Annotated in this window: 16 protein-coding genes; 12 read left to right on the top strand and 4 right to left on the bottom strand. The window is 71.4% G+C overall.

The annotated features are described in order from the left end of the window. Positions 1 to 47 precede the first annotated feature (47 nt). Positions 48 to 2,786, top strand: coding sequence for a pyruvate dehydrogenase (acetyl-transferring), homodimeric type (gene aceE / locus ACLQ3F_RS10425; RefSeq protein WP_425848271.1), 2,739 nt, complete (start codon positions 48 to 50; stop codon positions 2,784 to 2,786). A 166-nt stretch (positions 2,787 to 2,952) separates the two neighbouring features. Here the strand turns inward: aceE and ACLQ3F_RS10420 are convergent, their stop codons facing one another. Further along, complete coding sequence (locus tag ACLQ3F_RS10420) at positions 2,953 to 3,399, bottom strand: SRPBCC family protein (RefSeq protein ID WP_210783445.1); 447 nt, start codon at positions 3,397 to 3,399, stop codon at positions 2,953 to 2,955. A gap of 188 nt (positions 3,400 to 3,587) precedes the next feature. On the opposite strand from ACLQ3F_RS10420, the gene ACLQ3F_RS10415 reads away from it, so the two are divergent. Genes ACLQ3F_RS10415 through gltX form a run of 3 tightly spaced genes read left to right on the top strand, consistent with a single transcriptional unit; the run spans position 3,588 to position 7,674 of the window. Beyond that, positions 3,588 to 4,937, top strand: coding sequence for a GH1 family beta-glucosidase (locus tag ACLQ3F_RS10415; RefSeq protein ID WP_425848270.1), 1,350 nt, complete (start codon positions 3,588 to 3,590; stop codon positions 4,935 to 4,937). After that, a complete protein-coding gene (locus tag ACLQ3F_RS10410) occupies positions 4,934 to 6,211 on the top strand; it encodes an MFS transporter (RefSeq protein ID WP_355008823.1) in 1,278 nt (425 codons plus the stop codon). The genes ACLQ3F_RS10415 and ACLQ3F_RS10410 overlap by 4 nt, the downstream gene beginning before the upstream one ends. A gap of 53 nt (positions 6,212 to 6,264) precedes the next feature. After that, on the top strand, positions 6,265 to 7,674 hold the full coding sequence (gene gltX / locus ACLQ3F_RS10405) for a glutamate--tRNA ligase (protein WP_425848268.1): 1,410 nt from the start codon (positions 6,265 to 6,267) through the stop codon (positions 7,672 to 7,674). A gap of 176 nt (positions 7,675 to 7,850) precedes the next feature. Here the strand turns inward: gltX and ACLQ3F_RS10400 are convergent, their stop codons facing one another. Next, positions 7,851 to 8,468 carry a copper resistance CopC family protein gene (locus ACLQ3F_RS10400; protein ID WP_425848266.1) on the bottom strand — a complete coding sequence of 206 codons (618 nt, stop codon included), beginning with the start codon at positions 8,466 to 8,468 and terminating at the stop codon, positions 7,851 to 7,853. A gap of 252 nt (positions 8,469 to 8,720) precedes the next feature. Here ACLQ3F_RS10400 and ACLQ3F_RS10395 point away from each other — a divergent pair, with 252 nt between their 5' ends. Continuing rightward, entirely contained in the window at positions 8,721 to 9,371 is a 651-nt protein-coding gene (locus ACLQ3F_RS10395; protein ID WP_355008820.1) for a hypothetical protein, read from the top strand. Between the two features lie 112 nt (positions 9,372 to 9,483). On the opposite strand, the gene ACLQ3F_RS10390 is transcribed toward ACLQ3F_RS10395, so the two are convergent. Beyond that, on the bottom strand, positions 9,484 to 9,795 hold the full coding sequence (locus ACLQ3F_RS10390) for a hypothetical protein (RefSeq protein ID WP_425848264.1): 312 nt from the start codon (positions 9,793 to 9,795) through the stop codon (positions 9,484 to 9,486). Positions 9,796 to 10,209: 414 nt separating this feature from the next. Between ACLQ3F_RS10390 and ACLQ3F_RS10385 the strand changes: the two genes are divergently transcribed. From ACLQ3F_RS10385 to fabF, 7 genes are all read left to right on the top strand, one after another. Next, on the top strand, positions 10,210 to 11,394 hold the full coding sequence (locus ACLQ3F_RS10385; RefSeq protein WP_425848263.1) for a sensor histidine kinase: 1,185 nt from the start codon (positions 10,210 to 10,212) through the stop codon (positions 11,392 to 11,394). Next, a complete protein-coding gene (locus tag ACLQ3F_RS10380; RefSeq protein WP_425848262.1) occupies positions 11,391 to 12,092 on the top strand; it encodes a response regulator in 702 nt (233 codons plus the stop codon). The genes ACLQ3F_RS10385 and ACLQ3F_RS10380 overlap by 4 nt, the downstream gene beginning before the upstream one ends. Before the next feature lie 10 nt (positions 12,093 to 12,102). Then, positions 12,103 to 13,431 (top strand): PucR family transcriptional regulator, encoded by a 1,329-nt coding sequence (locus ACLQ3F_RS10375; protein WP_425848710.1) that lies wholly within the window; start codon positions 12,103 to 12,105, stop codon positions 13,429 to 13,431. A 78-nt stretch (positions 13,432 to 13,509) separates the two neighbouring features. Next, the gene (locus tag ACLQ3F_RS10370; protein ID WP_425848260.1) at positions 13,510 to 14,436 is read left to right on the top strand and encodes an ACP S-malonyltransferase; all 927 of its coding nucleotides are present in this window, start codon (positions 13,510 to 13,512) and stop codon (positions 14,434 to 14,436) included. Further along, complete coding sequence (locus ACLQ3F_RS10365) at positions 14,433 to 15,377, top strand: beta-ketoacyl-ACP synthase III (protein ID WP_238670069.1); 945 nt, start codon at positions 14,433 to 14,435, stop codon at positions 15,375 to 15,377. Before ACLQ3F_RS10370 ends, ACLQ3F_RS10365 begins: the two co-directional genes overlap by 4 nt. Positions 15,378 to 15,462: 85 nt before the next feature. Further along, entirely contained in the window at positions 15,463 to 15,702 is a 240-nt protein-coding gene (locus ACLQ3F_RS10360; protein ID WP_030330276.1) for an acyl carrier protein, read from the top strand. A 2-nt stretch (positions 15,703 to 15,704) separates the two neighbouring features. After that, positions 15,705 to 16,931, top strand: a complete 1,227-nt coding sequence (gene fabF / locus ACLQ3F_RS10355) for a beta-ketoacyl-ACP synthase II (RefSeq protein ID WP_357201096.1) — start codon at positions 15,705 to 15,707, stop codon at positions 16,929 to 16,931. Between the two features lie 50 nt (positions 16,932 to 16,981). Here the strand turns inward: fabF and ACLQ3F_RS10350 are convergent, their stop codons facing one another. Further along, a complete protein-coding gene (locus ACLQ3F_RS10350; RefSeq protein ID WP_355008813.1) occupies positions 16,982 to 17,200 on the bottom strand; it encodes a hypothetical protein in 219 nt (72 codons plus the stop codon). Between the last annotated feature and the right edge of the window lie 45 nt (positions 17,201 to 17,245).

Below are 17,245 nucleotides of genomic sequence, written 5' to 3'. Positions count from 1 at the left end.
CAGGATGGCGCTAGAGACCTATCCCACACACAACCGAGGGAACGCCTGTGGCTACGGAACGCAAGCGCCCGGTGATCAGCGACGGCCTACCGAGCCAGCTTCCGGACATCGACCCTGAAGAGACAAGCGAATGGGTCGAGTCGCTTGACGGTGTCATCGACGAACGCGGCGCCAAACGCGCTCGCTACGTCATGCTGCGCCTGCTGGAGCGGGCCCGTGAGCGCCAGGTCGGGGTTCCGCCCCTGACCACCACCGACTACATCAACACCATCCCGTCGGAGCGCGAGCCCTGGTTCCCGGGTGACGAGCACGTCGAGCGGAGGATCCGGGCGTACGTCCGGTGGAACGCCGCCATGCTGGTGCACCGGGCTCAGCGCCCGGAGATCGGCGTCGGTGGGCACATCTCCACCTTCGCCAGCTCGGCGTCGCTCTACGAGGTGGGCTTCAACCACTTCTTCCGGGGCAAGAACCACCCGGGCGGTGGCGACCAGATCTTCTACCAGGGCCACGCGTCCCCCGGCATGTACGCGCGGGCGTTCCTGGAGGGGCGACTCAGCGAGCACCAGCTCGACGGGTTCCGCCAGGAGCTGTCGCACCCCGGTGGTGGGCTGCCCTCGTACCCGCACCCTCGGCTGATGCAGGACTTCTGGGAGTTCCCCACCGTCTCGATGGGCCTCGGCGGTCTGAACGCGATCTACCAGGCCCGGTTCAACCGGTACCTGCAGCACCGCGGCATCAAGGACACCTCCCAGCAGCATGTCTGGGCGTTCCTCGGCGACGGCGAGATGGACGAGCCGGAGACGCTCGGCGCCATCGGCGTCGCCGCCCGCGAGGAGCTGGACAACCTCACCTTCGTGATCAACTGCAACCTCCAGCGGCTGGACGGCCCGGTCCGGGGCAACGGCAAGGTCATGCAGGAGCTGGAGGCGTTCTTCCGGGGTGCCGGCTGGAACGTGATCAAGGTCGTCTGGGGTCGTGAGTGGGACCCGCTGCTCGCCGCGGACACCGACGGCGCGTTGGTCAACCTGATGAACACCACGACCGACGGCGACTACCAGACCTACAAGGCGGAGTCCGGCGCGTACGTGCGGGAGCACTTCTTCGGCCGTGACGCACGGACCCGCAAGATGGTCGAGCCGCTCAGCGACGACGAGATCTGGAACCTCAAGCGGGGTGGGCACGACTACCGCAAGCTCTACGCGGCCTACAAGGCGGCCACCGAGCACACCGGTCAGCCCACAGTCATCCTGGCGAAGACGATCAAGGGCTGGACCCTCGGCTCGCACTTCGAGGGCCGCAACGCGACCCACCAGATGAAGAAGCTGACGCTGGAGGATTTGAAGACCTTCCGCGACCGGCTCTACCTGGACATCCCGGACTCGGCGCTGGAGGACAACCCCTACCTGCCGCCGTACTACCACCCGGGCGAGAAGTCCGAGGAGCTGGCGTACCTCAAGGAGCGGCGCGAGCAGCTCGGCGGGTACCTGCCGTCCCGGCGGACCAGCACGAAGCGGCTGGCCATCCCGGGCCCGGAGCGGTTCGCCGACATCAAGCGCGGCTCGGGCAAGCAGAAGGTGGCCACCACGCAGGCCTTCGTCCGTCTGCTCAAGGACGTGATGAAGGACAAGGAGTTCGGCAAGCGTTGGGTGCCGATCATCCCGGACGAGGCCCGCACCTTCGGTCTCGACTCGATCTTCCCGACCGCGAAGATCTACTCGCCGCACGGCCAGCGCTACACCTCTGTCGACCGCGAGCTGTTCCTGTCGTACAAGGAGTCGACCTCCGGGCAGATCCTGCACGAGGGGATCAACGAGGCCGGTTCGGTGGCCTCGTTCACCGCGGCCGGCTCGGCGTACGCCACGCACGACGAGCCGATGATCCCGATGTACATCTTCTACTCGATGTTCGGGTTCCAGCGGACCGCCGACGGGCTGTGGGCAGCGGCCGACCAGATGGCCCGGGGCTTCCTCCTCGGCGCCACAGCGGGTCGGACCACGCTCAACGGTGAGGGCCTTCAGCACGAGGACGGGCACTCACTGCTGATCGCCGCCACCAACCCGGCGGTGGTCGCGTACGACCCGGCGTTCGCGTACGAGATCGCGCACATCCTGGAGCAGGGTCTGCACCGGATGTACGGGGACGCGCAGGAGAACGTCTTCTACTACCTGACGGTCTACAACGAGCCGACGCTGCAGCCGGCCGAGCCGGCCGACGTGGACGTGGAGGGCCTGCTCAAGGGCATCTACCGCTACTCGCCGGCACCGCAGGTCGACGGCCCGAAGGCCAACCTGCTCGCCTCGGGCACCGGGATGCAGTGGGCGCTCAAGGCCCAGCAGCTGCTCGCCCAGGACTGGGGGGTGGGTGCCGACGTCTGGTCGGTGACCTCCTGGACCGAGCTGCGCCGCGACGCGGTGGAGACCGAGGAGTACAACCTCCTCAACCCGGGCGCCGAGGCGAAGGTTCCGTACATCCAGCAGAAGCTGGCCGAGGCGGACGGGCCGAAGGTCGCGGTCAGCGACTTCATGCGTGCGGTACCGGATCTGATCGCCCGCTGGGTACCCGGCGACTACACGTCGCTCGGCACCGACGGGTTCGGCATGTCGGACACCCGGCACGCGCTGCGCCGGCACTTCCACGTCGACGCGGAGTCGATCGTCGTGGCCACGCTGCGGCAGCTCGCCCGCAGCGGCGCGGTGGCGATCACGGTGCCGGCCGAGGCCGCCAAGAAGTACGCGATCGACGACGTCAACGCCGCCCCGGTCGGCGAGACCGGCGGCGACAGCTAAGACCCCGCACGACCGCAGAAGGGCCCGGCGCATCAGCGCCGGGCCCTTCTGCGGCTACGGCCCAACCCAACTGCGGTCGGGGGGTACGGAGCGGCGGCGGTCCGGGGGCCCTGGCGGGGATCCGGACCACCGCCGTCGCGGGTGACGCCGGGAGGATGGGCGCTCGTCAGCCGACGGCGGCCAGGTCGGTGAGCCGGGCCAGCGAGTCCTCCAGGTCGGCGCCGACCCGACGCAGTCCGAGGCGCAGCATGGCCGCCTTGACCGGGCCGGCCGGCCAGCGGACCACGATGAGGCGCACGATGGTCCCGCCCTCCTCCTCGTCTCCGGTGAGCTGGACGTAGATCTCGGTGCGCGCCTCCGCCCGAGATCCAGCGCCCTTGGCCCGTTCCCGCCAGCCGATCAGCGTCGGCTCCTGGTAGGCGATCACCTCGGCCTCATGCGCCGAGCCGCGCCCAGCCTGGACGAGTTGTCGCCGCCCGAAGCCCTCTCCCGAGAGCACTTCGGCCGCTCGGACCCCGGCCAGCCAGGCCGGCAACTGCTCGGCCCGCTGCACGACATCCCAGACCACTTCAATTGGCGCCGCCACGTGCGCACTGCGTTCCACGAGGATCATTTCCGTCTTTCCTCCGGTGAGGACATCCCACGATATCGGCACTCTATGCGCTAAATCGGACTTACCCGGACGGGTTCGGAAAAAGACACGCCGATCAACCATTGCGGATTACGCCAGGGCGGCCTATGGCGCATTCATCAAGAGCGCTTTAAAGTCCCGAACACGTTTCACGTTGACCGGGAGGGCGCATGTCGACCGCACCGATGCCCCAGTTCCCCACCGGCTTCCGCTGGGGCGTCTCCACATCGGCCCACCAGATCGAGGGGGCCACCACCGCCGACGGTCGCGCTCCGTCCATCTGGGACACCTTCGCGCGCTCCCCCGGGCGGATCAGCGACGGCAGCAGCGGCGAGGTGGCCTGCGACCACTACCACCGACACACGGAGGACGTGGCGCTGCTGGCCGGCCTGGGCGTCTCCGCGTACCGGTTCTCCATCGCCTGGCCCCGGATCCAGCCCACCGGCACCGGCCCGGCCAACCCGGCCGGCCTGGACTTCTACGACCGCCTCGTGGACGAGTTGCTGGCCGCCGGAGTCGACCCGGTGGCCACTCTCTACCACTGGGACCTGCCGCAACCCCTCGAAGACGCCGGCGGCTGGATGCACCGGGACACCGCCGCCCGCTTCGCCGAGTACGCCGAGAAGACCGCCGCTCGCCTCGGCGACCGGGTCCGGCTCTGGATCACCCTCAACGAGCCGTTCATCCACATGAGCCTCGGCTACGGCATGGGTGTGCACGCCCCCGGCCGGATGCTGCTGTTCGACGCCTTCCCGGTCGCCCACCACCAACTGCTCGGGCACGGGCTCGCGGTCGCCGCGCTGCGGACCCACACCGCCAGCCCGGTGGCGATCGCCAACAACTACTCCCCGGTGCGGGTGCTCGGCGACCGCGACGCCGACCGGGCCGCCGGGGCCGCGTACGAGGCGCTGCACAACCGGCTCTTCACCGACCCGCTGCTCGGCCGCGGCTATCCGGAGCTGCCCGGCTTCGATCCGAGCGTCATCCACCCCGGCGACCTCGACACGATCGCCGCGCCGATCGACGTGCTCGGGGTCAACTACTACAACCCCACCGGCGTACGGGCGGCCGAGGAGGGCTCACCCCTGCCGTTCGACCTCGTGCCGCTGGACGGCTACCCGCGTACCGCCTTCGACTGGCCGGTGGACCCCGAGGGGCTACGCGAGCTGCTCGGCTGGCTCCGCGACACCTACGGCGACGCGCTGCCGCCCATCGAGATCACCGAGAGCGGCTGCGCGTACGACGACGCGCCCGACGCCGACGGGCAGGTGGCCGACCCGGAACGGATCGCGTACCTCGACGGGCACCTGCGGGCGGTCCGGGCCGCCATCGACGACGGGGTGGACGTCCGCGGGTACTTCGTCTGGTCGCTGCTGGACAACTGGGAGTGGGCCGAGGGGTTCACCAAGCGCTTCGGTCTGGTACACGTCGACTACCCCACCCAGACCCGTACGCCGAAGTCGTCGTACACCTGGTTGCGGGACCTGATCGCGGCCAGCCGGCCGGGGCCGGCGCGGTGACCACCCTCGACCCAACGCCGGCGTCGCTGCCGGCGGCGCTCGCCGAGCCGACGGTGCCGGTGCGGCGCAGCTGGATCGGCTTGATCTTCGCGGCCAACCTCGGCGTGTGGATGGCGTTCTTCACGCCCATCCAGGTGCTGCTGCCGCAGCAGATCGAGCAGATCGCGCCCGGCGACAAGGAGAACATGCTGGCCGTGGTCACCGGCCTCGGCGCGTTGGCCGCGGTGCTGGCCAACCCCTTGGCGGGCGCGCTCTCCGACCGGACCTGCCTGCGCATCGCCGGCCGCGAGTTCGGCCGTCGGCACGTCTGGACGGCGGGCGGGGCCGTGCTCGGTGCGGCAGCCCTGGTGCTGCTGGCCCAGCAGCGGACCATCCTCGGCGTCGCCCTCGGCTGGGTCGCCGCGCAGGTCTGCTTCAACGCGATGCTGGCCAGCCTCAGCGCCGCCATCCCCGACCGGGTCCCGGTGCGGCAGCGCGGCGGCGTCTCGGGGTGGGTGGGCATCCCGCAGGCGCTCGGGTTGGTGCTCGGCGCGGTGCTGGTCACCGCAGTGGTCACCGGCAACGCCGCCGGCTACCTGGCCATCGCCGTGGCCGTCCTGCTGCTGTCGCTGCCGTTCGCGCTGCTCACCCCCGACGAACCGCTGCCGCGTACCCATCGGCCGGCGATCCGGACGCGGGCGCTGCTGGCCTCGATGTGGATCAGCCCTCGCCGGCACCCGGATTTCGCCTGGGCCTGGATCACCCGGTTCCTGGTCCAGTTGGGCAACGCCCTGGGCACCCTCTACCTGCTGTACTTCCTCAGCGACGGGGTGCGCCACCCCGACCCCGAGGGCGGCCTGCTGGTGCTGATCCTGCTCTACACGCTCGGGATGATGCTGACAGCTGTGGTCGCCGGCCGGCTGTCCGACCGTTCCGGCCGCCGCAAGATCTACGTGATCGTCTCCGGGCTGATCATGGCGGTGGCGGCGCTGCTGCTCGCGGTCGCGCCGGTCTGGCCGATGGCGATCGTCGCGGCGCTGCTGCTCGGCGCCGGCTACGGCGTCTACCTCTCGGTGGACGCCGCGTTGATCACCCAGGTGCTACCCCGGGCCACCGACCGGGCCAAGGACCTGGGCGTCATCAACATCGCCAACTCGGCGCCGCAGGTGCTCGGCCCGGCGCTCTCCGCCCCGCTCGTGGTGTACCTGGGCGGCTATCCCACGCTCTACGCGGTCACCGCCGTGGTCACCCTGCTCGGCAGCGCGCTGGTCGTCAAGATCCGCTCGGTCCCCTGAGCCGTGGGGGGCGGTGGCGGAATGCAGTCGCGGAGCGCCGTAGGCTGGGGGACGTGACAGTACGTGTGCGCTTCGCCCCTTCCCCGACCGGTATGTTCCACGTCGGCGGCGCCCGTTCGGCGCTGCAGAACTGGATCTACGCCAAGCAGCAGGGCGGCGTGTTCGTGCTGCGCATCGAGGACACCGACGCGGCGCGCAACAAGCCCGAGTGGACCGAGGGCATCCTCTCCGCGCTGGACTGGATCGGGATCTCCCGGGGCAGCTACGAGGGCCCGTACTTCCAGTCGGCCAACGCCGCGGAGCACCGGGCCGCCGCCGCGCGCCTGTACGAGTCGGGCCGCGCCTACTACTGCGACTGCACCCGCGAGGACGTGCAGGCCCGCACCGGCTCGCAGTACCAGGGCTACGACGGCTACCACCGCGACCGTGGCCTCGGCCCCGGCCCCGGGCACGCCCTGCGCTTCCGTACGCCCGACGAGGGCGCGACAGTGGTGGTCGACCTGATCCGTGGTGAGCCCACGTTCGAGAACAAGCTCATCGAGGACTTCGTCATCGCCCGCGGTGACGGCTCGCCGGTCTTCCTGCTGGCCAACGTCGTCGACGACATGACGATGGGGATCACCCACGTGATCCGGGCCGAAGAGCACCTGCCCAACACCCCCAAGCAGCAGCTGCTCTGGGAAGCCCTCGGGGTCAAGCCGCCGATCTGGGCACACGTGCCGGTGGTGGTCAACGAGAAGCGGCAGAAGCTCTCCAAGCGCCGGGACAAGGTCGCCCTGGAGGCGTACCGCGACGAGGGTTACCTGGCCGGCGCGATGCGCAACTACCTCATGCTGCTCGGCTGGGCCCCTTCCGGCGACCGGGAGATCGTTCCCTGGTCGGTCATCGAGAACGAGTTCCGGCTGGACGAGGTCAACCTCTCCTCGGCGTTCTTCGACGAGAAGAAGCTGCGCGCGTTCAACGGCGAGTACATTCGCGCGCTGCCGGTGACCGAGTTCATCGACGCCTGCCAGCCGTGGCTGACCGGCACCGGGACCATCCCGCCGCCGCCGTGGCAGCCGGAGGAGTTCGACGCCGACGCGTTCGCCGCCGTGGCGCCGCTGGCCCAGACGCGGATCGCGGTGCTCAGCGAGATCGTGCCGAACGTCGACTTCCTCTTCCTGGCCTCACCGCTGATCGACGAGGCCGCCTGGACCAAGACGATGAAGGATGGTTCCGCCGAGCTGCTGGACGACGCCGTCGCGGCGTTCGAGGCGCTGGAGTCCTGGGACGCCGAGTCGCTGAAGTCGACGCTGGAGGCGGTCGGCGCCGAGCGGGGCCTCAAGCTCGGCAAGACGCAGGCGCCGGTGCGGGTCGCGGTCACCGGTCGCACGGTGGGTCTGCCGCTGTTCGAGTCGCTGGAGGTGCTCGGCCGCGAGCGCACCCTGACCCGAATCCGCGCCGCCCGCCTACGCCTCGTCTGACTGTCGCCCGTCCACTCGTCAGGAGAGCGTCGCCGGCGCAACTCAGCATCGCATCATCCTTTGCTCTGCACCCCAATCTGCACCGGTCACAGACCGTTGCCGTCGCATTCGCGGGTGCAGAGCAAAGGATGATGCGTACGCCTGCCCTGCCCACAGAAGCGGCAAGGATCAGAGGGTTACCGAGCTCGTCGCTGGCGGCGGAACACGAGGCCGGCCGCGAGTGCGGCGAGCAGCAGCAGGCCGCCGACAGCCCAGATCCACCAGCGGCTGCCGGAGTCGGACTGCTCCGAGGCGGCCGGCACCGGGGAGGCCGTCGAGCTGCCGGGTGCCGCCGACGGCGAGCCGGCGGAGGGTACGCCGACGGCCGACGCGCCAGCCGAGGGCGAGCTCGCCGGGTTGGTTCCGGCGGTGGCCGACGGCGAAGCAGTGGGGTCGGCTGCGGTGCCGGTGGTGAGGGTGAACCGCACCTCGCCCTTCACCGGGTGCCCATCGGACGACGCGAGCTGGTAGCCGACGATGTAGAGCCCGGCTGCGGCCGGCTTGAACGGCACCCGCACCCGACTGCCGTCGAAGGCGGGAGTCCCGCCAGCGACCACATTGTCCGGTCCGGTTATTGTGATCTTCGTCGTAGTCGGCGACGGCTTGGCGAGGAACCGCAGCTCGACCCGGGCGGGCGCCGACGCCACGCGGGCGCCGTCGCGCGGGTTGCTGCCGGTCAGCTGGTTGTGGGCGGCGGCCGGAGTCGCCGGCACCAAAAACGACACACCGAACGCCACGCCGAGCACCACTGGCACGACCCGCACCGTACGTGTAACCCTGCCCCCCATGAACCCCTCCGTAAGGGTACGATCCGCCCGCTGATCAAACGGCTCCTCATTAGTCGAGCAGAGATCGCAGATAGTTCCAATTACTGTTCCAAAAGCTGCAACTCATCGACGTTCTGCGGAGTCTGTAGGAGTGGACGCGACCATCCGGTCGATGCCGCACCGGCAGATCGGTCCAGACGTCACCACGAAGCCATCCATCGAACGGGGCGAGGAGGCGGGATGCTCCGACACATGAGGCGGTTGGCCGCCGTGTTGGCGGGCACGATGGCGGTGGCACTGCTGTCGCTTGGCACCGCCGGCTCGGCCTCAGCGGCGCCGAAGCCGGCACCCGCCGGAGTGGACATCACCGGCACGGGGCTGTCCGCACCGCTGCGGTTGCGCGCGGAGAAGGAGCCCGCCCTCGTGGGCGCGGTCATCGACCAGGTCAACTTCCTCGCGCGCACCGGCATGCCGACCGGTCCGAAGGCAGCCAACCTCGGTCCGAAATACACCGTCGTGGTGCTCGCCGGCGAGACGCCGAAGCAGACCTACGACCTCTACCCCAAGGCGATCGGCGGCCCTCGCGTCTTCCGGCCGGCGAAGCAGCCGGACGGCCGTAAGACCAGCGCCGGCTGGTTCCTGGGTCGGCTCAGCATGTCCGAGACCCTGCGCACCGCCGGTGTGCCGCTGGAGCGGCAGTTCGACACGGTCAGTGGCGGCGCGGGCGGCGGTGAGCGCGTTCTCCCGGAGGACACGCTCGACCCGGCGAAGGACCTCGACGAGGCGCTCGGCGACCTGCAACGCCTGCTGCTGCTCAACGTCGGCGTGATGCTGACCATCACCGTCGGCCTCGCCGGGATCGCCCTGCTGATCCGCAGGCGCACGCGCTGAGCTGGCGCACGTACTGAGGTCACGCTTTCGCTGACCCGCAACAACACCCGACGGTCCGACGCACTCGCTGGTCAGCGGGTGCGTCGGCCGACCGGGCACCGCAACTCGGTGTTCAACACCAGCGGCGCGGTGGGCGCTCCCGGCGGGTGGCTCGTGGACGCGGCCGGACCGCGCCGTGCCGGTGTGCCCCGGCCCAGCCGGAAAGTTCACTGAGGCAACCAGCGGGAATGTCCGAGTCGGGCTCGGCAGAGCGCTGGCGCGGCAGCACGGGCTCGTCGTCGATGCGCCCCGGCAGCGGCTCCACCGGGTGCGATGGCGCACCGCCGACCGGCCGGCGGGGCTTGCCAGCCGCCTGTGGGTCGTGGTGCCCCGGCCGGCAGGGCTCGCCCTGGGCGCAGCCGTGCTCGGCCTCCCCGTGCGCCATCCCCGGTCTCCTCACGCTCGCTTCACCCTCGAATGCTTCCCGAGGTGCCCTGTCACCGTACTGGCCGGGACCGACGGGCCGCGCGCAGCGTACCCGGGGTCCGGACCGGCCGGTCCCCGGAGACGCCGTTGAGCGCGGGAGCCGGTTACGCAGTTCACAGCTTCTTTTCGTGTCGTTCACCGTGGGGTTCGGCGGCGCGGCGGACCGGCGGTCAGCGGGCGCGGTGAGCCTCCAGGTCGGCGCGGGCGAAGAGCGCCCGCAGTGCCAGCGCGGCCAGGGTTTCCACATCGGTCATGATGATCATTATTGGGCTGACGAGGCGCGGCCCGCGTACCCCTTTCGGCGCATGTCGCAGGCGGCGGTCTCCTCCCCCGGTCGGACTCCGACCCGGTGCGACTGTGGTGGGATCGGGGCATGCGTCCGCCACCGTGGCTCGGCTCCGGCACTCGCGGCCGGGACCTGGCGCTGGCCGGGGCGTCGCTGGCCGGCGGGCTGGTGCTGTGGACCCTGGGTTGGCAACCGCAGATCCGTCCGCACCCGGATGTGCCCGCGGTCCTGTTCCTGCCGTCGCTGCTGGCGATGTGCGTCGCGGTGGGCCTGCGCCGCGCCGCCCCGCGTGCCAGCCTCGCCGTCGGCACCGTGGCAGTGGTGGTGGACATCGCGCTCGGGGGCTCGCTGGGCGCGATCCTGATCTACACGCAGGTTCTCTACGACGCCTGTGTCTACGGTCCGCCGCGGCTGTGGCGGTGGCTGCTGCGGGCGACCATCGGGCTGAGCGTGCTCGGTGCGGTCGTCGGCGTGATCCTCACCGACCAGTGGAGCGGGGTGGCCATCGGCGTGCTGGTGGTGCTCGTCGGCCTCCTGCCGGTCCTGACCGGTATCAGCGTGCGGCAGTACCGCGATCAGGCCGCCGCCGAGCGGGCGCGGGCCGAGCAGACCGCCCGGCTGGTCGAGTTGGACCGTCGGCAGGCGGTCAGCGCCGAACGGGCCCGGATGGCCCGGGAGCTGCACGACGTGGTCGCGAACCATCTCAGCGCGGTGGCCATCCACGCCACCGCAGTGCTCTCCGTACCCGGGTTGGATCGCGGTCAGGTGGAGTCGGCGTTGCGGGTGATCCGGGAGAGCAGCGTGCAGGGCCTCGCCGAGATGCGTCAGATGATCGAGGTGCTGCGCGAGCCGGGGACCAGCGCCGACCCGGCCGCGCCGGAGGTGGTCACCGCGCGGTTGGCCGAGGCGGACGGACTGGTCGACCGGGTCCGGGCTGCCGGCCTCGCGGTGCGGGTCCGGACCGATGGCACGCCGGGCGCGTTGCCGGTGGGGGTGGACCTCGCCGCGTACCGGATCGTGCAGGAGTCTCTGACGAACGCCCTCAAGCACGGTACGGGTGAGGCGGAGCTGACGATCGCGTACCGGCCGGCCGAGGTGGTGCTGACTGTGGAGAACCCGGTGCGTGGGGGCGGGGCCGGGCTGCCGGGCGCCGGGGCCGGGCTGATCGGCATGCGGGAGCGGGCCACGCTGCTGGCCGGCCGGTTCACCGCCGGGCCGCACGACGGCCGTTGGCAGGTGCGGGCGGCCCTGCCCACCGGGGAGGGCGGGTGACCGGGCCGGCGCGGCCGTCGGACGACACGGCCCCGGCGACGGTACGGGTGGTGCTCGCCGACGACCAGCCGGCGGTACGGGCCGGACTGGCCCTGATCCTGAACGGCTCAGCGGGCGTCGAGGTGGTCGGCGAGGCGGCCGACGGCGACGCCGCGGTGCGCCTGTGCCGGGAGTTGCGACCCGACGTGGCGGTGCTGGATGTGCGGATGCCGCACCGGGACGGGATCTCCGCGACCCGGGCGATCGTCAGCGAGGGGCTCGCCGACGTGCTGGTGCTCACCACCTTCGACCTGGACGAGTACGTCTTCGGGGCGTTGCGGGCCGGGGCGGCCGGGTTCCTGCTCAAGGACACCGACGCCGACGGCCTGGTCGGCGCGGTGCGGACGGTGGCGCGGGGCGACGGCTTCATCGCGCCCACTGTGACCCGTCGGTTGATCACCGCCTTCGCGGCCACCGCGCCGGGTGCGTCGGCGGACGCGCGGGCCGCGCTGGACACCCTCACCCCGCGCGAGCGTGACGTGCTGGCCTGCCTCGGGTTGGGCCTGTCCAACCAGCAGATCGCCGACCGACTGGTGCTGGCGGAGAGCACCACGAAGACCCATGTGAGCCGGATCCTGGCAAAGCTGGGCCTCCGCAGCCGGGTGCAGGCCGCCATCCTGGCCCAGGAGGTGGGCCTGCCCGCTCCCCCGCACCCGTGAGAGGGGCCCGCTGGGCGCGCGGCGGACCGGTGCCGGCGTGGTTGGCCTGCTCACGACGTGTCAGGCTAGGGCGGTGAGCACGCCGGGCGGTGGGGAGCTGTCGGCCACGCTGCGCCGGATCGAACGATCGGCGGGGGCGTTGGCCACCTCCAGCGTGGCCCGGATGGACGAGACGCTGCCCTGGTTCCGGGCGCTGCCGGCTGACCAGCGTTCCTGGGTGATGCTGGTGGCTCAGGCGGGCGCGAGGTCGCTGGTGCAGTGGCTGCGCGAGGGCGGCGGCACCGCGGACAGCACCCAGGAGGTCTCGGACGAGGTCTTCGCCGCCGCCCCGCAGGCGCTGGCCCGGTCGATCACCCTCCAGCAGACCGTGGCGTTGATCAAGGTGACGATCGACGTGGTCGAGGAGCAGGTGTCGCACCTGGCCGCCGAGGGTGAGGAGCAGCAGCTACGCGAGGCGGTGCTGCGCTTCTCCCGGGAGATCGCGTTCTCCGCCGCCCGGGTGTACGCGCGGGCCGCCGAGTCGCGTGGCGCCTGGGACGCCCGGTTGCAGGCGCTGCTCGTCGACGCGCTGTTGCGGGGTGACTCGCCGGACGTCCTGGCCAGTCGGGCCGCCGCTCTCGGCTGGGCGGACGCGCCGCCGGTGGCGGTGGCTGTCGGTCGGTCGCCCGGCGGCGAGGTCTCCGCGGTGCTGCACGTGGTCTACCGGCAGGCCCGCCGCATCGGCGTGGAGGTGATCGGCGGCGTCCACGGCGACCGGCTGGTGATCGTGCTGGGCGGCGCACCTGATCCGCTGACCGCCACCGCGAAGCTGCTGAGCGCGTTCGGGGACGGCCCGGTGGTGGTCGGTCCCGCCGTACCGAGCCTGGACGAGGCGACCGAGTCGGCGCGGGCCGCGCTGTCCGGCTTTCGGGCCGCACCGGCCTGGCCGAGCGCGCCCCGGCCGGTGCCGGCCGGGGACCTGCTGCCGGAGCGGGCCCTCGCCGGCGACACCGAGGCCCGTCGGCGGCTGCGTCACGATGTGTACGCGACGCTGGTGCGCGCAGGTGGGGAGCTGCTGGCCACCCTGGACGCCTTCCTGGCGGCCGGTGGCACCTTGGAGAGCGCGGCCCGGGCGCTGTTCGTGCACCCGAACACGGTGCGCTACCGGTTGCGCCGGATCGCCGAGGTGACCGGGTTCTCGCCACTGTCGCCGCGCGACGCGTTCGCCCTTCAGGTCGCGCTGACCGTGGGTCGGTTGGATCCGGTCGCCCCGTTGGCCTCGCCGGTCCCGACTCAGACAATGACCCCGGCTACCCGGAAATCCACCCAAACCGAGGATGATCCCCGCCGATCTTTGTAGGAAACCTCTAAAGGTCCTAGTGTGGTTTGGTCGAAGGCGGCACCGCGTTACCCGCCATTATCCGGGAGAGTCATAGACGTGCTCGCCGTACTTAGTCCCGGCCAGGGTTCTCAGAAACCCGGCTTCCTGACCCCCTGGCTCGACCTGACCGGCACTGAGGCGCGACTGCGCGACTGGTCGGCGTTGGCCGGGGTCGACCTGCTGCACCTGGGCACCGACGCCGACGCCGACGAGATCAAGGACACCGCCCGCACCCAGCCGTTGCTGGTCGCCGCGGCGTTGCTCGCGGCCGAGCACCTGCCGCTGGACGGCGTCGCCGTCACCGCCGGCCACAGCGTCGGCGAATTGGGTGCCGCCGCCCTGGCCGGTGTGCTGTCGGCCGACGCCGCGATCACCCTGGCCGGCGTGCGCGGCCGGGAGATGGCCGCCGCGTGTGCGCTGGAGCCGACCGGAATGGCCGCGGTGCTCGGTGGTGATCCCGACGAGGTGATCGCCGCGATCGAGGCGAACGGGCTCTACCCGGCCAACCGCAACGGCGCCGGGCAGATCGTCGCCGCGGGCGCCCTGGACGGGCTCGACAAGCTCGCCGCCGCGCCGCCCACCCGGACCCGGATCATCCGACTCCAGGTGGCCGGCGCCTTCCACACCCCGTACATGGCTCCGGCGGAGACCGCGCTCGCCGCTGAAGCCGCCGGGATCACCCCGGCGAACCCGGCCCGCACCCTGCTGTCGAACCTCGACGGCACCGCCGTCGACGGCGGCGCGGCAATGGTGCAGCGCCTCGTTCGTCAGGTCACCGCGCCGGTGCGCTGGGACCTGTGCATGCGTACGCTGGCCGACCTCGGGGTCACCGGCGTGATCGAACTACCCCCGGCCGGCACCCTCGCCGGTCTGGTCAAGCGGGAACTCAAGGGCGACGGCGCCCCGGAGATCGTCACCCTCAACACCCCGGACGACCTGCCGGCCGCACGGGACCTGATCGCCCGTATCGGAGGCCGTTCATGACTGGCAGTCGCATCGTCTCGATGGGGCACTACCAGCCCTCCCGGGTGGTGACCAACGACGACATCGCCCAGCTCGTCGACACCAACGACGAGTGGATCCGTGACCGGGTCGGCATCGTCAGCCGGCGGATCGCCGACAGTGAGACGGTCGCCGACATGGCCGCCGCGGCTGCCGGCAAGGCACTGGCCAACTCGGGCCTGACCGCCGCCGACATCGACCTGGTCGTGGTCGCCACCTGCTCCTCCATCGACCGCAGCCCCAACGTGGCCTGCCGGGTCGCCGGCAAGCTGGGCATCACCGCGCCGGGCGCGTTCGACCTCAACACCGCCTGCTCGGGCTTCGCGTACGCGCTGGGCACCGTCGACCACGCCATCCGGGCCGGGGCGTCGCGCAACGCGATCGTCATCGGCGCGGAGAAGCTGTCCGACTTCACCGACTGGACCGACCGCTCCACCTGCATCATCTTCGCCGACGGGGCCGGTGCCGCGGTGGTCTCCGCCACCGCCGACGACGAGCCGACCGGCATCGGCCCGGTCGTCTGGGGTTCGGTGCCGGACAAGAGCGACGCGGTCCGCATCGAGGGCTGGCGCCCGTACATCCAGCAGGAGGGGCAGGCGGTGTTCCGCTGGGCCACCACCGCCATCGCGCCGCTCGCGCTACAGGCCTGCGAGCGGGCCGGGGTCGACCCGTCGGAGCTGGCCGCGTTCGTGCCGCACCAGGCCAACGCCCGGATCATCGACGGCATCGCCAAGCGGCTCAACATCCCCGACGCGATCATCGCGAAGGACATCGTCGAGTCCGGCAACACCTCCGCGGCGAGTGTGCCGCTGGCCCTGTCCAAGCTGGTCGAGCGCCGGGAGGTGCCCTCGGGCGCACCGGTGCTGCTGTTCGGCTTCGGCGGTGGCCTGACCTACGCCGGTCAGGTCGTCCGCTGCCCCTGATGACCCCCTCGGGCGCGTACGCGTCCAGGATTGGCGGTCGGCGACGCCGACCGCCAGAGAACCCCGATGAAAGGAACCAACCGCAATGACCCGTGACGAGATCACCACCGGCCTCGCCGAGATCCTCGAAGAGGTTGCCGGGGTGAACCCGGACGACGTGGCCGAGGGGAAGTCCTTCACCGACGACCTCGACGTCGACTCGCTCTCCATGGTTGAGGTCGTGGTCGCGGCCGAGGAGAAGTTCGGCGTCAAGATCCCGGACAACGAGGTGCAGAACCTGAAGACCGTCGGCGACGCTGTCAGCTACATCGCGGCGCAGTCCTGATCATGAGTCGTCCAGACGTCGTCGTCACCGGGCTCGGCGCGACGACCCCGCTTGGCGGGGACGTCGCGTCGACCTGGGACGCAATGCTCGCCGGCCGCTCCGGGGTGAGTGCCCTCACCCAGGAGTGGGCCGAGCAACTGCCGGTCCGGATCGCCGCCCAGCTGGCCGTGGAGCCGTCCGAGGTGCTGGACCGGGTCCGCCTGCGCCGCCTGGACCGTTCCGAGGCGATCGCGATCATCGCGGCGCAGCAGGCCTGGGCGGACGCCGGCCTCGCCGGCTCCGACCTCGACGGGGAGCGGTTGGCCGTCAGCGTCGGCTCCGGCATCGGTGGTGCCACCACGCTGCTCGCCCAGGACGACATCCTGGAGGCCTCCGGGCCACGGCGGGTCTCCCCGCACACCATCCCGATGCTGATGCCGAACGGTCCGGCCGCCTGGGTCGGGCTGGAGCTGGGCGCCAAGGCCGGCGTGCACTCGGTGGCCAGCGCCTGCGCCACCGGCGCCGAGGCGATCGCCCTCGGTCTGGACATCATCCGCTCCGGTCGGGCCGACGTGGTGGTGGCCGGCGGCACCGAGGCGGTCATCCATCCCCTGCCGATCGCCGGCTTCAGCTCGATGCGGGCCATGTCGACCCGCAACGACGACCCGGAGCGGGCCTCCCGCCCGTGGGACCGGGGCCGGGACGGCTTCGTCCTCGGCGAGGGCGCCGGCATCGTGGTGCTGGAGCGGGCCGAGCACGCCGCGGCCCGGGGCGCCCGGGTGTACGCGCGCCTCGCCGGCGCCGGCATCACCTCCGACGCGTACGACATCGTGCAGCCGCACGCCGAGGGCGAGGGCGCGATCCGGGCCATCGCCAAGGCGATCGCCGACGCGGACGTGGCGAAGCGGGACATCGTGCACGTCAACGCGCACGCGACCTCGACCCCGGTCGGGGACATGCTGGAGATCGGTGGGCTGCACAAGGCGCTCGGCGACCACCCGGTGCTGACCGCGACGAAGTCGATGACCGGTCACCTGCTCGGTGCGGCCGGTGCGCTGGAGTCGATCGCCACCATCCTGGCGATCCGCGACAGTGTCGTCCCTCCGACGATCAACCTCGACGACCCCGAGCCAGGCCTCACCCTGGATGTCGCCGCGCACAAGGCCCGTCACATGGAGATCCCGGCCGCGTTGAACAACGCGTTCGGCTTCGGCGGCCACAACGTGGCTCTGGTCTTCGCCCGCCCCTGAGATCCTGCGAAAAGGCCCCTCCTCGTCGAGAGGAGGGGCCTTTTCGTCGTTCAGCCCCGGTTGCGGGGGTGCTGCTTCGCGGTGCGCTCGTTGCCGTGGCGGTAGTTGCCGGTCCAGCGGGCCATCACCAGCTGCGGGTCGTCGTCGACCTCGGCCAGGAACTCGGCGGCCCGAGCGCCACGCAGCGTGCCGGCGACCCGGCCGTGGTGGGTGATCACCACGGTGCCGTCCGCCCGTCGTACGTGCCGGAATCCTGCTGCCGCTCCCATGGGGTGAGGCTGTCAGACCGATCGGCGCGGAGGCGACCGGATTTC

It is taken from the genome of Micromonospora sp. DT15 (assembly GCF_049841475.1).
Lineage (GTDB): Bacteria > Actinomycetota > Actinomycetes > Mycobacteriales > Micromonosporaceae > Micromonospora.
This window is presented reverse-complemented; position numbering and strand designations above follow the sequence as displayed.

Bases quoted from the DNA above. Each gene is read 5' to 3' on its own strand.
- ACLQ3F_RS10360 (WP_030330276.1), top strand. From the start codon at position 15,463: ATGACCCGTGACGAGATCACCACCGGCCTCGCCGAGATCCTCGAAGAG.
- ACLQ3F_RS10385 (WP_425848263.1), top strand. From the start codon at position 10,210: ATGCGTCCGCCACCGTGGCTCGGCTCCGGCACTCGCGGCCGGGACCTG.
- fabF (WP_357201096.1), top strand. From the start codon at position 15,705: ATGAGTCGTCCAGACGTCGTCGTCACCGGGCTCGGCGCGACGACCCCG.
- ACLQ3F_RS10420 (WP_210783445.1), bottom strand. From the start codon at position 3,399: ATGATCCTCGTGGAACGCAGTGCGCACGTGGCGGCGCCAATTGAAGTG.
- ACLQ3F_RS10415 (WP_425848270.1), top strand. From the start codon at position 3,588: ATGTCGACCGCACCGATGCCCCAGTTCCCCACCGGCTTCCGCTGGGGC.
- ACLQ3F_RS10390 (WP_425848264.1), bottom strand. From the start codon at position 9,795: ATGGCGCACGGGGAGGCCGAGCACGGCTGCGCCCAGGGCGAGCCCTGC.
- ACLQ3F_RS10395 (WP_355008820.1), top strand. From the start codon at position 8,721: ATGCTCCGACACATGAGGCGGTTGGCCGCCGTGTTGGCGGGCACGATG.
- ACLQ3F_RS10350 (WP_355008813.1), bottom strand. From the start codon at position 17,200: ATGGGAGCGGCAGCAGGATTCCGGCACGTACGACGGGCGGACGGCACC.
- ACLQ3F_RS10365 (WP_238670069.1), top strand. From the start codon at position 14,433: ATGACTGGCAGTCGCATCGTCTCGATGGGGCACTACCAGCCCTCCCGG.